Genomic DNA, 12,270 nt, shown 5'->3' with positions numbered 1-12,270 from the left:
GAGGATTTGAGCAGAAGAGAAGAATACGAACAGAAGGCAGAAGAACTGATCACTCCGATTGTAGAAGCCAATGGTTTTGAACTGGTGGATGTGGAGTATGTCAAAGAGGGCGGTACCTGGTACCTGCGTGCTTACATCGACAAAGAAGGCGGAATTACCGTGGATGACTGCGAAATCGTCAGCCGTGCATTTTCTGACCGGCTGGACGCAGAGGACTTTATCGATGACGCCTATATCATGGAGGTCAGCTCCCCGGGCCTTGGACGTCCGCTGAAAAAAGAGAAAGACTATAAGAGAAGCATGGGAAAAGAGCTGGAAATCCGGACATACCGTGCGATCGAGAGAAACCGGGAATTTTACGGAATACTCACCGCATATGATGATAACAGTGTGACCATTTTGGAGGAGGACGGAACAGAGCGCGTCTTCCAGAAAAGCGATATTGCATTGATCCGTTTAGCATTTGATTTCTAAACAGACGCAGATACAGGAGGAAAAGAGAAAAATGAATACAGAATTAATGGAGGCCCTTGAAGTTCTTGAGAAAGAGAAGAATATCAGCAAAGATACCCTGCTTGAGGCAATTGAGCAGTCGCTGATCCAGGCCTGTAAAAACCATTTTGGCAAAGCAGATAATGTAAAGGTAAGCATTAACGCCCAGACTGGTGATTTCAAAGTCGTAGCAGAGAAAACCGTTGTTGATCTGGTACAGGATCCGATCATGGAGATCGCCCTTTCCGATGCAAAACGTGCAGACTCCCGCTATGAACTCGGCGATATCGTTCCGGTAGAAATCAAATCCAAAGAGTTCGGCCGTATTGCAACCCAGAATGCCAAAAACGTCATTCTTCAGAAGATCCGTGAGGAAGAGCGTAAAGTTCTGTTTGATCAGTACTTCGAGAAAGAGCACGATGTGGTTACCGGTGTGGTACAGCGCTATGTAGGACGCAACGTCAGCATCAACCTCGGTAAAGTAGACGCTCTGCTGACCGAGAACGAGCAGGTCAAAGGCGAGAAATTTGAGCCGACCCAGCGTGTGAAAGTATACGTTCTGGAAGTAAAGAATACAACCAAGGGACCGAAAGTCATGGTATCCCGTACCCATCCGGAACTCGTAAAACGTCTCTTTGAGTCTGAGGTTTCCGAGGTTGCAGAAGGCATCGTAGAGATCAAGAGCATTGCCCGTGAGGCAGGAAGCCGTACGAAAATGGCAGTATGGTCCAACGATCCGAACGTCGATGCAGTCGGCGCATGCGTCGGTATGAACGGAAGCCGTGTCAACGCGGTTGTCAATGAGCTGAACGGAGAGAAGATCGACATCATTACATGGGATGAGAACCCGGCACTCCTGATCGAGAACGCACTGAGCCCGGCAAAAGTTATCTCCGTTATGGCAGATCCGGATGAGAAGACCGCAAAAGTAATCGTTCCGGATTACCAGCTTTCCCTTGCCATCGGTAAAGAGGGACAGAACGCAAGACTTGCCGCACGTCTGACCGGATTCAAGATCGACATTAAGAGCGAGACTCAGGCACGCGAGGCAGGAGACTTCGACTACGTAGAAGAAGAGGAATACGAGGAAGAGGACAATTACGATGAGTCCGCAGCAGAGGAGGGAACCATCTCTGCAGAAGAAAACTTCGACGAGAATGATGTAGAAACAGCAGAGAAAGCCGGAGACGAAGAGTAATTAAAATAAAAACAAAGGCGGGATGAGCATTTGAGTACAGTTCGTAAAGTGCCGCTGCGTAAATGCATTGGCTGCAATGAAATGAAAAACAAAAAAGAAATGATCCGCGTGGTGAAAACCACCGAAGGAACGATTGTTCCGGACACAACCGGAAGAATGAACGGACGCGGTGCTTATGTCTGCTCTCTGGAATGCCTTGGGAAAGCAATGAAAAACAAAGGACTTTCCCGTTCTCTGAAGGCAGAAATTCCATCAGAGGTTTATGAGCAGTTAAAGGAGGCATTTGCGAAGATTGAACAGTCAAAGTAAAGGATTATCCATGCTGGGCCTTGCCATGAAGGCGGGTAAGGTATCGAGCGGCGAATTTGCGACCGAGCAGGCCGTAAAGAGCGGAAGCGCATACCTTGTCATTCTGGCGGAAACGGCGTCGGCCAATACACAGAAGAAATTTCGCAATATGTGTGCATACTATAAAGTGCCATGCATTCTTTTTGGGGACAAAGAGCAGCTTGGAAGAGCCATCGGAAGAGAATACCGTTCTTCCCTTGCCGTATGTGAAGCGCATTTTGCAGAAAAAATAGCAGCATTGTTGGCAGAAGCGTAAGGCGTAAGGCCGGAAAGGTCGGTGGATGGATGCAGGAAACACGAAAACCGCAGAAAGAGGAGAAAAGATCATTGGAAAAGAAAGATACAGAAAATATGGAAATGAAGAAACCGGAAGAGCAGGCAAAACCGAAGAAAAAGAAAATTATTTCCGTTGTGCGTCCGCAGAACGCAACAAGTAAAGAAGCAAAAGAGTTCACAAAGAACCAGGGACAGAAAAAAGACCGCCCGTCCCGCGGAAATGGCCGTCCGGAAGGAAACCGCAATGGAAACGGAAGAAGCGAGGACCGTCCGAACCGTGGAAACGGAAACGGCGGAAATGGAGATCGTCCGAACCGCAATGGAGACCGTCCGCAGGGAGAGCGCCGTTTCAACAATAACGGAGACCGTCCGAACCGCAATGGAGACCGTCCGCAGGGAGAGCGCCGCTTCAACAATAACGGAGACCGCCCGAACCGCAGCGGAGACCGTCCGCAGGGAGAACGCCGCTTCGGCGGAAACAATGGAGACCGCCCGAACCGCAGCGGAGACCGTCCGGGAGGAGACCGCAATAACGGCGGAAGAAGCGGAAACGGTGAGAGAAGCGGAAGACCATTCGGTGAGCGTTCCGCACGTCCAAACGGAGGCAGACCGGGAAATAATGGCGGAAGACCGTTCGCAGGAAAGGATGATGATTCCCAGAATCAGAACCGCCGTCCGGGAGGAGACCGCCGCAGAACCGAGCATAAGAGCTCTGCAGGCGATACAATGAGCCTTGGCATCAAGAAGCCAGGCCGTGATACAGGAAGAAAAGAAAAAGACAAAAACAAAGATTCTTTAAGAGAAAATAAATTCAGTGAAGACAGAGGAAGAGGCGGAAACCGTCCGAACCAGGGACATCATCAGCAGTCCAGACTCCCGAAAGCGCTCCAGAAACCGGTCAACAAACCGAAACAGGAAGCTCCGAAGGATGAGGTAAAGGAGATTACCCTGCCGGAGAAAATGACTATCCGCGAGCTGGCTGAGAAGATGAAAATGCAGCCGGCAGTCATCGTAAAGAAACTGTTCATGGAAGGAACGATGGTTACCGTAAACCATGAGATCGATTTCGAAAAAGCACAGGAAATCGCGCTTGATTATAACATCATCGCTGAGCCGGAAGAGAAAGTCGATGTGATCGAAGAGCTCTTAAAAGAGGACGAAGAGGATGAAAAAGACATGGTTCCGCGTCCGCCGGTAGTCTGCGTTATGGGACACGTTGACCACGGTAAAACATCTCTTCTGGACTGCATCCGGAACACCCATGTCACCGACCGCGAGGCTGGCGGTATTACCCAGCACATCGGTGCATACACCGTTTCGATCAACAAACAGAAGATTACGTTCCTCGATACCCCGGGACATGAGGCATTCACCGCTATGCGTATGCGTGGAGCCAATGCAACGGATATCGCCATTCTCGTTGTCGCAGCAGACGACGGTGTGATGCCGCAGACCGTTGAGGCAATCAACCATGCAAAAGCAGCCGGCGTTGAGATCATCGTTGCGATCAATAAGATCGATAAACCAGGCGCAAACATAGAGCGTGTAAAACAGGAGCTCTCCGAGTACGAACTGATTCCGGAGGACTGGGGCGGAAGCACCGTATTCGTTCCGGTATCTGCAAAGAACAACGAAGGTATCGACGATCTGCTGGAGATGATCCTTCTGACTTCCGAAGTGCTCGAGCTGAAAGCAAACCCGAACCGGAAAGCAAGAGGTCTTGTCATCGAGGCTGAGCTGGATAAAGGAAAAGGACCGGTTGCTACCATTCTGGTACAGAAAGGTACCCTGCATGTCGGCGATTACATCGCAGCAGGCGCATGCTCCGGTAAAGTCCGTGCGATGATGGATGATAAGGGACGCCGCGTCAAAGAGGCAGGCCCGTCTACTCCGGTTGAGATTCTCGGACTTTCCGATGTTCCGAACGCAGGAGAGATCCTCGTTCAGACCGATAACGATAAAGAAGCAAAGAACTTCGCAGCAACCTTCGTGGCAGAGAACAAGAAGAACCTGCTTGAGGAGACAAAAGCGAAGATGTCCCTGGATGATCTGTTCAACCAGATTCAGGAGGGTAACTTAAAAGAACTGGCACTCGTTGTCAAAGCCGATGTACAGGGATCTGTCGAGGCAGTAAAACAGAGTCTTGTCAAACTCTCCAACGAGGAAGTTGCCGTACGCGTCATCCACGGCGGTGTCGGTGCGATCAACGAGTCCGACGTTATGCTGGCAACCGCATCTTCCGCCATCATTATCGGATTTAACGTACGCCCGGATGCGAACGCAAAATCCATGGCAGAGCAGAACGGCGTAGACATCCGTCTGTACCGTGTCATCTACCAGGCAATTGAGGATGTTGAGGCAGCCATGAAGGGTATGCTTGAGCCGGTTTACGAAGAGAAAGTTATCGGCCATGCCGAGGTACGTCAGCTCTTCAAGGCATCCGGTGTCGGAACGATCGCCGGAAGCTATGTACTGGACGGAACGTTCCAGAGAGGCTGCAAAGTTCGAATCAGCCGCGAAGGAAACCAGATCTTCGAAGGAAATCTGGCATCCCTCAAACGTTTCAAAGACGATGTCAAAGAAGTGCGCTCCGGCTATGAGTGCGGTCTTGTATTTGAAGGATTCAACGATCTTCAGGAGTTCGATCAGGTCGAGGCCTATATCATGGTAGAAGTGCCGAGATAGAAATGAGGAATTAAGTTGAGAAAAAACAGTATTAAAAACACCAGGATCAACGGGGAAGTACAGAAAGAGCTTTCCAACATCATCCGGAACGAGATCAAGGATCCGCGCATCGGAATGATGACCTCTGTCACAGCGGCAGAGGTAGCGCCGGATCTGAAGACGTGTAAAGTATATATCAGTGTGTTTGGCGATGATGAGGCGAAGAAAGAAACCATCCGCGGCTTAAAGAGCGCGGAGGGCTTCATCCGCCGTATGCTGGCCAAGACCATTAACCTCCGCAATACACCGGAGCTGACCTTTGTCCTGGATGAGTCGATTGAATATGGCGTTACGATGTCGAAACTGATTGATGAAGTAACACACAAAGAAGACAAAAAGGATGAGGAAAATGAAGAAAATTGATGAAATTCTAAACGGAGTCTCCTGCATGGCCATCGCCGGACACGTTCGTCCGGACGGTGACTGCATCGGTTCCTGCCTGGGATTATACCAGTATCTTCGCGACAATCGGCCGGAGATTCAGGCAGATGTCTATCTTGAGGATCCACGGCCGGAATTTTCCTATCTTCCGGGCTTTTCTGAGGTAAAGACAAGCTGTGAAGAGAAAGCGTACGACCTTGTGGTCCTTCTGGATGTATCCAGCGAGGAACGCATCGGCGTTGCCGTACCGCTTCTTGCAAAAGCGGGAAAGACGATCTGCATCGATCACCATGTGACGAATACAGAATATTGCGAAATCAATCACGTAGAGCCGGATGCAAGCTCTGCCTGCGAGGTGCTGTTCGGACTTCTGGAGGAAGAAAAGATCTCCGAGCCGTGCGCCGAGGCGCTGTACACCGGTATTGTGACCGATTCCGGCGTATTCCAGTACAGCAGCACCTCTCCGCACACGATGCGGGTTGCGGCCGCTCTGATGGAAAAGGGAGTTCCGTTTACCAGAATCATCGAGGATGCATTCTTCAAGAAAACATACGTACAGAATCAGATTATGGGACGCACGCTGACAGAGAGCATCATGCTTCTCGACAAGCAGTGTATTGTCGGTATCGTGCGGAAGAAGGTCATGGACTTCTATGGCCTGACACCGGGAGATATGGACGGCATTGTCATCCAGTTAAAAAATACAGAAGGCGTTCACGTAGCGATCTTCCTGTATGAGCTGGAGCCGCAGGTCTTCAAAGTAAGCCTCCGCTCCGACGAGCTGGTTGATGTGAGCAAAATCGCAGCCGTATTCGGCGGCGGCGGCCATATCCGTGCGGCTGGCTGCACGATGTCAGGTTCTCCGTATGATGTAATCAACAATCTGACTCTGTATATCGAAAAACAGCTTCTTGCAGAAGAGGAAGAAGAGACGACAGAGGAAGAAGCATAAACAGGAAACAGCCGGGCGCAGAAAATATATCCACGCCCGGTTTTCTTGTGAAAAAGAGGGAGACAAAACAACATGATAAACGGAGTTCTGAACGTATGGAAAGAGGCGGGATTTACGTCGCATGACGTGGTTGCGAAGCTGCGCGGCATCCTGCACCAGAAAAAAATCGGCCACACCGGAACCCTAGACCCGGATGCGACAGGCGTGCTTCCGGTCTGCCTTGGAAAGGGAACGCGTCTCTGCGATATGCTGACCGATGAAACGAAGACGTATGAAGCGCTGCTTCACCTTGGAATCGCAACGGATACGCAGGACATGAGCGGAACCGTGACAGCAGAAGCGCCAGTGACCGTGACGGAAGAAGAGGTGCGGGACTGCATCGCCTCGTTTGTCGGGGAGCAGCAGCAGGTGCCGCCGATGTATTCCGCGCTGAAGGTTAATGGAAAGAAACTCTACGAGCTGGCGCGGGAAGGCATCGAGATCGAGCGGAAGGCCCGCACGGTGCACTTTTACGAGATCAGCATTCTGGAAGTGAAGCTTCCGCTGGTGCGCATGGAGGTAACGTGTTCGAAGGGAACGTATATCCGCACCCTGTGCCACGATATCGGCGAAAAACTGGGCTGCCACGGATGTATGGAGCAGCTGATCCGCACGAGAGTCGGCCAGTTTGACCGAAACGGAGCGCACACGCTTGACGAGATCGCAGCGATTGTCGGTGAGGGCCGCCTTTCGGAGATCCTCGTGCCGGTCGATGAAATGTTTGCCGCGCTGCGCAGCTTTGCGACAGCGGACGATCATGCGAAAAAGCTTGCGGAAAACGGAAATCCGCTGAAACCGGCGCAGATCCGCGAAATCGGGGAAACTGCTTCCGGCGGGGACTTCGCAGAAGACGAGGAGTTCCGCCTTTATCTCGATGACGGAACGTTTGTCGGTATTTATCAATACAGACCATCACAAAACTTAACCAGACCGGTCAAGTTATTTCTGGAGAGAACATGAGATATCTAACAAAAACACTGGATTTTGACAGCAGAGGGGACAGCGTTGTAACCCTGGGAAAATTTGACGGCCTCCACCGGGGGCATATGCTTCTGATCCGCCGTGTCCTTGCAATCGGCAGAACGGAAGGACTGGAAACGGTTGTGTTTACGTTTGACGTGCCGCCGCAGTCGAAAGTGCAGCATGTCAAGCCGCATCAGCTGCTGACGAATGAGGAGAGAAGAGCCCGCCTCGAACAGCTTGGCATGGACTGCCTTGTGGAATGCCCGTTTGTGGATGAAGTGATGCACATGACGCCGGAAGCCTTTATCAAAGAGATTCTGGTGGATAAGCTGCACGCGAAAAAAGTTGTTGTGGGAAAGGATTTCGGTTTTGGCTACAAGAGAAGCGGCACAGCCGAAATGCTGAAAGAAATGGGCCCGTCCCTTGGTTTTGAAACCGAGATCATCGAAAAAGCAGAGGAAAACGGCCGCGAGATCAGCAGCACCTGGGCACGGGAAGAGCTGGAACAGGGCAATATGGAAGCCGTGAGCGGTCTGCTCGGCTACGATTACGCGGTTCACGGCGAGATTGTCCACGGTCATGCACTCGGCAGAACGATCGGCGTGCCGACCATCAATCAGATCCCGCCGGCAGAAAAGCTGCTTCCGCCGTTCGGCGTCTACGTTTCCGAGGTGAAAATCGAAGGAAAAATTTATTACGGTATCACAAACATCGGTGTTAAGCCGACGGTACAGGAAAAATTTACCGGCGTGGAGACGAATCTTTTTGACTGCAGCGAGGATCTCTATGGAAAACATGCGGAGGTTTCTCTGTTAAAATTCCTGCGCCCGGAGCAGAAATTTGCTTCGATCGACGCGCTGAAAAACCAGCTCGACCATGATGTTGCGGCAGGAAAAAAATATGTAGAAAAAAAGTTCGCTCAGCAGTGAAACACTCGCTGTTTCGCTGCGTAAGAAAGTGATTCAGGTGTGAGCAGCTCTCCTTTTGCGAAGCAAAACTTAAAATGAGAGCTGCGAAAGTTACAGTTCGGAGAACTGTAACTACGTGAAAATTCATCGCGAAAACATCTGATTTTAGTATTTACAATTCGAAAAGCGTATGCTATACTAATCGAGTATGCGGGACAAAAAAGATCCCCGGACCCTGATTCAGAGGCAGGACACTCCGACCACTTCTTAGTCAGCGGTGCAATCAAAATAACAGGAGGAATTTAAAATGATTTCGAAAGAAAAAAAACAGGCAATCATCAAAGAGTATGCAAGAACTGAGGGAGATACAGGATCACCGGAAGTACAGGTAGCTGTTCTTACCGCAAGAATCGAGGAGCTCACTGAGCATCTGAAAGTTCACCACAAAGATCATCACTCCAGAAGAGGTCTTCTGAAAATGGTTGGTCAGAGACGTGGTCTGCTTGACTACTTAAAGAAAACTGATATTGAAAGATACCGTGCTTTAATCGAGAAGTTAGGAATCAGAAAATAATCAGCTTGGAACAACGGGCGGGATACATTTTCCGCCCGTTTCTTTGCTTGTAAGATCAAAGACGCAAACGACATGGAGCCATTCTGAGCTGCATTGCATCCGTAAGAAGCTGCCAGTGGCAGGTTCTGGAGGTGCAGGAATTTTATCCGAGACCACTGAAAAACACATTGAAAAGCTGCATCCTGTCCGTATTCCGGTGTGCTTTTCAGTTGTTTCGGAAATTCTGCTCAGAAGAAAAAAAGGAGATTATTTATGTACAAGAGTTTTTCTATGGAACTGGCAGGCAGAACCCTGACCGTAGACGTAGGCCGTGTAGCAAAACAGGCAAACGGCGCAGCATTTATGCATTATGGCGATACTGTAGTTCTTTCTACAGCAACCGCATCTGAGAAACCGCGTGACGGCATTGACTTCTTCCCATTAAGCGTTGAGTACGAAGAGAAGATGTACGCCGTTGGAAAAATCCCGGGCGGATTCAACAAAAGAGAAGGAAAAGCAAGCGAGCACGCAATTCTGACCAGCCGTGTCATTGACCGTCCGATGCGTCCGCTGTTCCCAAAAGATTACCGCAACGATGTTACATTAAACAACATGGTAATGTCCGTAGATCCGGAGTGTGATCCGGAAGTAGTCGCAATGCTGGGTTCCGCAATCGCAACCTGCATTTCCGACATCCCGTTTGACGGTCCGTGTGCCATGACTCAGATCGGTATGATCGACGGCGAGTTCATCGTAAACCCGACTCTCGCACAGAAAGCCGTATCCGACCTGAAACTGACCGTAGCTTCCACCAGAGAGAAAGTCATCATGATCGAAGCCGGAGCAAAAGAGATTCCGGAAGCAAAAATGATCGACGCCATCTACAAAGCACACGAAGTAAACCAGGAAATCATCAAATTCATCGACAGCATCGTAGCAGAGGTTGGAAAACCGAAACACGCTTATGAGAGCTGCGCTATTCCGGAAGAGCTGTTTGCAGCGATCAAAGAGATCGTTCCTCCGGCAGAGATGGAAGAGGCTGTTTTCAGCGATGACAAACAGACAAGAGAAGAAAACATCCGCGTCATCACCGAGAAACTCGAGGAGGCATTTGCCGACAACGAAGAGTGGCTGGCAGTATTAGGCGAGGCTGTTTACCAGTATCAGAAAAAGACCGTTCGTAAGATGATCTTAAAAGACCACAAACGTCCGGACGGCCGTGCGATCACAGAAATCCGTCCTCTGGCAGCAGAGGTTGACATTATCCCGCGTGTTCATGGTTCCGCTATGTTCACCCGTGGACAGACTCAGATCTGCAACGTAACAACACTGGCTCCGCTTTCCGAAGCACAGAAACTGGACGGACTGGATGAGTTCGAGACCTCCAAACGTTACATGCATCAGTACAACTTCCCGTCCTACTCTGTAGGTGAGACAAAACCGTCCCGCGGACCGGGACGCCGTGAGATCGGCCATGGTGCTCTGGCAGAACGTGCCCTGGTTCCGGTACTTCCGACCGAGGAAGAGTTCCCGTACGCAATCCGTACCGTATCCGAGACCTTCGAATCTAACGGTTCTACTTCCCAGGCAAGTATCTGTGCATCCACCATGTCTCTGATGGCTGCCGGTGTACCGATCAAAAAACCGGTTGCAGGTATCTCCTGCGGTCTGGTAACAGGCGAGACCGATGATGATTACCTCGTACTGACCGATATCCAGGGTCTCGAAGACTTCTTCGGCGACATGGACTTTAAGGTAGCTGGTACCCACGACGGAATCACTGCAATCCAGATGGATATCAAGATCCATGGACTGACCCGTCAGATCGTAGAAGAGGCGATTGCCAGAACGAAACAGGCAAGAGAGTACATCCTGACCGAGGTTATGGAGAAAGCGATCGCAGAGCCGCGTAAGACGGTCGGCGAGTTCGCTCCGAAGATCATCCAGATGATGATCGACCCGCAGAAGATCGGTGAAGTTGTCGGCCAGAGAGGAAAGACCATCAACGCCATCATCGATGAGACCGGCGTAAAGATCGACATCACAGATGACGGTGCAGTTTCCATCTGCGGAACCGAGCAGGCTATGATGGATCAGGCAAAGAAATATATCGAGATCATCGCAAGCGACTTTACCGAGGGACAGATCCTGACCGGAAAAGTTGTCAGCATCAAAGACTTCGGTGCTTTCCTTGAATTCGCACCTGGAAAAGAAGGTCTGGTACACATCTCCAAGCTCGCCAAACAGCGTGTTGAGAAAGTAGAAGACGTTGTCAGCCTTGGCGATGTTGTAAAAGTAGTCTGCATGGGCAAAGATAAAATGGGCCGTGTAAGCTTCAGTATCAAGGATGTTCCGGCAGACGCGAAATAAATAGATCTGCCAGACGATAAAGAGCGGGGAACACAGAAAAAGGGATCTGTAAAACGGTTCGTTTTTCTGTGTTTTCTTATGTCCAATAGGAGTGAAAGCTATGAGATACCATAATATAACGAAAGACGATATGCTGAACGGAGACGGCCTGCGCGTCGTGCTCTGGGTCGCCGGATGTGGTCATCACTGCAAGGGATGTCAGAATCCGATTACCTGGGATCCAAATGGCGGCATCCCGTTTGATGACGCGGCAAAGGCAGAAATTTTTGAACAGCTGGACAAGGACTACATTTCCGGCATCACCTTCTCCGGCGGAGATCCGCTGTATGAGGCAAACCGGGCGGATGTGACGGCTCTGGCAAAAGAGATCAAGGAAAGATATCCGAAAAAAGATATCTGGGTTTACACCGGATATGAGTGGGAATCCGTCTGTGATCTGGAACTGATGGATTACACGGACGTGGTTGTGGACGGCCGCTTTATTCTTGCCCAGAGGGACGTTACCCTGGAATGGAAGGGTAGCCAGAATCAGAGAGTCATTGATGTGAAAAAGACGAGAGCACGCGGCGAAGTCGTACTGTTCGGCGAAAAGTAGTCACGCAAAAAGAAAAGGAGACGCTTTATGGAAACCATTAAAATTCAGTATTTAAACGATGAAATTGAGCGCCTGCGCTATATCGACGGAAAGTCCGACTGGATCGATCTGCGCGCAGCAGAGGAAGTGGAGTTAAAGGCCGGAGAATTCAAGCTGATCCACCTCGGCGTTGCCATGCAGCTGCCGGAAGGCTATGAGGCGCATATTGTGCCGAGAAGCAGCACCTTCAAGAACTTCGGTATTATCCAGACGAACCACTGCGGTATCATCGACGAGAGCTACTGCGGACCGAACGACTGGTTCTACATGCCGGCGTATGCCCTGCGCGACACCGTGATTCATGTGAATGACCGCATCTGCCAGTTCCGCATCGAGAAACACCAGCCGACCATCGGCTTTGAAGAAGTTGACCACTTAAACGGCGAGGACCGCGGCGGAATTGGAAGTACAGGAAAAAGATAACAACAGACG

The 12,270-nt window shown here is 50.4% G+C and carries 13 protein-coding genes; all 13 read left to right on the top strand.

Features of this window, described 5'->3' with window-relative positions; genetic code table 11:
* Positions 1–6 precede the first annotated feature (6 nt).
* The 13 genes from rimP (at position 7) to DWX26_RS00080 (ending at position 12,261) form a co-directional block, all read left to right on the top strand.
* Positions 7–474: a ribosome maturation factor RimP gene (gene rimP / locus DWX26_RS00140; protein WP_022462927.1), complete on the top strand. Its 468-nt coding sequence runs from the start codon at positions 7–9 to the stop codon at positions 472–474.
* Positions 475–505: 31 nt separating this feature from the next.
* Positions 506–1,690 carry a transcription termination factor NusA gene (gene nusA / locus DWX26_RS00135; RefSeq protein WP_118600458.1) on the top strand — a complete coding sequence of 395 codons (1,185 nt, stop codon included), beginning with the start codon at positions 506–508 and terminating at the stop codon, positions 1,688–1,690.
* A 30-nt stretch (positions 1,691–1,720) separates the two neighbouring features.
* Positions 1,721–1,999, top strand: coding sequence for an RNase P modulator RnpM (rnpM, locus tag DWX26_RS00130; RefSeq protein ID WP_022462929.1), 279 nt, complete (start codon positions 1,721–1,723; stop codon positions 1,997–1,999).
* Entirely contained in the window at positions 1,983–2,294 is a 312-nt protein-coding gene (locus tag DWX26_RS00125) for a L7Ae/L30e/S12e/Gadd45 family ribosomal protein (RefSeq protein WP_055221524.1), read from the top strand. The genes rnpM and DWX26_RS00125 overlap by 17 nt, the downstream gene beginning before the upstream one ends.
* A 95-nt stretch (positions 2,295–2,389) precedes the next feature.
* The gene (infB, locus tag DWX26_RS00120) at positions 2,390–4,999 is read left to right on the top strand and encodes a translation initiation factor IF-2 (RefSeq protein ID WP_334294901.1); all 2,610 of its coding nucleotides are present in this window, start codon (positions 2,390–2,392) and stop codon (positions 4,997–4,999) included.
* 15 nt (positions 5,000–5,014) lie between these two features.
* Positions 5,015–5,401, top strand: coding sequence for a 30S ribosome-binding factor RbfA (gene rbfA / locus DWX26_RS00115; protein WP_022462931.1), 387 nt, complete (start codon positions 5,015–5,017; stop codon positions 5,399–5,401).
* A complete protein-coding gene (locus tag DWX26_RS00110) occupies positions 5,388–6,371 on the top strand; it encodes a DHH family phosphoesterase (RefSeq protein ID WP_118600454.1) in 984 nt (327 codons plus the stop codon). Before rbfA ends, DWX26_RS00110 begins: the two co-directional genes overlap by 14 nt.
* A 72-nt stretch (positions 6,372–6,443) precedes the next feature.
* On the top strand, positions 6,444–7,370 hold the full coding sequence (gene truB, locus DWX26_RS00105) for a tRNA pseudouridine(55) synthase TruB (protein ID WP_055265448.1): 927 nt from the start codon (positions 6,444–6,446) through the stop codon (positions 7,368–7,370).
* Positions 7,367–8,302: a bifunctional riboflavin kinase/FAD synthetase gene (locus DWX26_RS00100; protein WP_118600452.1), complete on the top strand. Its 936-nt coding sequence runs from the start codon at positions 7,367–7,369 to the stop codon at positions 8,300–8,302. Before truB ends, DWX26_RS00100 begins: the two co-directional genes overlap by 4 nt.
* Before the next feature lie 286 nt (positions 8,303–8,588).
* Complete coding sequence (gene rpsO, locus DWX26_RS00095; RefSeq protein WP_022462935.1) at positions 8,589–8,855, top strand: 30S ribosomal protein S15; 267 nt, start codon at positions 8,589–8,591, stop codon at positions 8,853–8,855.
* Positions 8,856–9,107: 252 nt separating this feature from the next.
* Positions 9,108–11,204 carry a polyribonucleotide nucleotidyltransferase gene (locus DWX26_RS00090; protein ID WP_022462936.1) on the top strand — a complete coding sequence of 699 codons (2,097 nt, stop codon included), beginning with the start codon at positions 9,108–9,110 and terminating at the stop codon, positions 11,202–11,204.
* A gap of 100 nt (positions 11,205–11,304) precedes the next feature.
* Complete coding sequence (gene nrdG, locus DWX26_RS00085; protein WP_118600450.1) at positions 11,305–11,799, top strand: anaerobic ribonucleoside-triphosphate reductase activating protein; 495 nt, start codon at positions 11,305–11,307, stop codon at positions 11,797–11,799.
* A 27-nt stretch (positions 11,800–11,826) separates the two neighbouring features.
* Positions 11,827–12,261: a dUTP diphosphatase gene (locus DWX26_RS00080; protein WP_022462938.1), complete on the top strand. Its 435-nt coding sequence runs from the start codon at positions 11,827–11,829 to the stop codon at positions 12,259–12,261.
* Positions 12,262–12,270 lie beyond the last annotated feature (9 nt).

Source organism: Blautia sp. AF19-1, from assembly GCF_003479155.1.
Classification (GTDB): Bacteria; Bacillota; Clostridia; order Lachnospirales; family Lachnospiraceae; genus Fusicatenibacter; species Fusicatenibacter saccharivorans.
This window is presented reverse-complemented; position numbering and strand designations above follow the sequence as displayed.

Excerpts from the sequence above, each read along its gene's own strand:
- nusA (WP_118600458.1), top strand. The coding sequence starts at position 506 with ATGAATACAGAATTAATGGAGGCCCTTGAAGTTCTTGAGAAAGAGAAG.
- infB (WP_334294901.1), top strand. The coding sequence starts at position 2,390 with ATGGAAATGAAGAAACCGGAAGAGCAGGCAAAACCGAAGAAAAAGAAA.
- DWX26_RS00110 (WP_118600454.1), top strand. The coding sequence starts at position 5,388 with ATGAAGAAAATTGATGAAATTCTAAACGGAGTCTCCTGCATGGCCATC.
- truB (WP_055265448.1), top strand. The coding sequence starts at position 6,444 with ATGATAAACGGAGTTCTGAACGTATGGAAAGAGGCGGGATTTACGTCG.
- DWX26_RS00100 (WP_118600452.1), top strand. The coding sequence starts at position 7,367 with ATGAGATATCTAACAAAAACACTGGATTTTGACAGCAGAGGGGACAGC.
- rpsO (WP_022462935.1), top strand. The coding sequence starts at position 8,589 with ATGATTTCGAAAGAAAAAAAACAGGCAATCATCAAAGAGTATGCAAGA.
- DWX26_RS00090 (WP_022462936.1), top strand. The coding sequence starts at position 9,108 with ATGTACAAGAGTTTTTCTATGGAACTGGCAGGCAGAACCCTGACCGTA.
- nrdG (WP_118600450.1), top strand. The coding sequence starts at position 11,305 with ATGAGATACCATAATATAACGAAAGACGATATGCTGAACGGAGACGGC.
- DWX26_RS00080 (WP_022462938.1), top strand. The coding sequence starts at position 11,827 with ATGGAAACCATTAAAATTCAGTATTTAAACGATGAAATTGAGCGCCTG.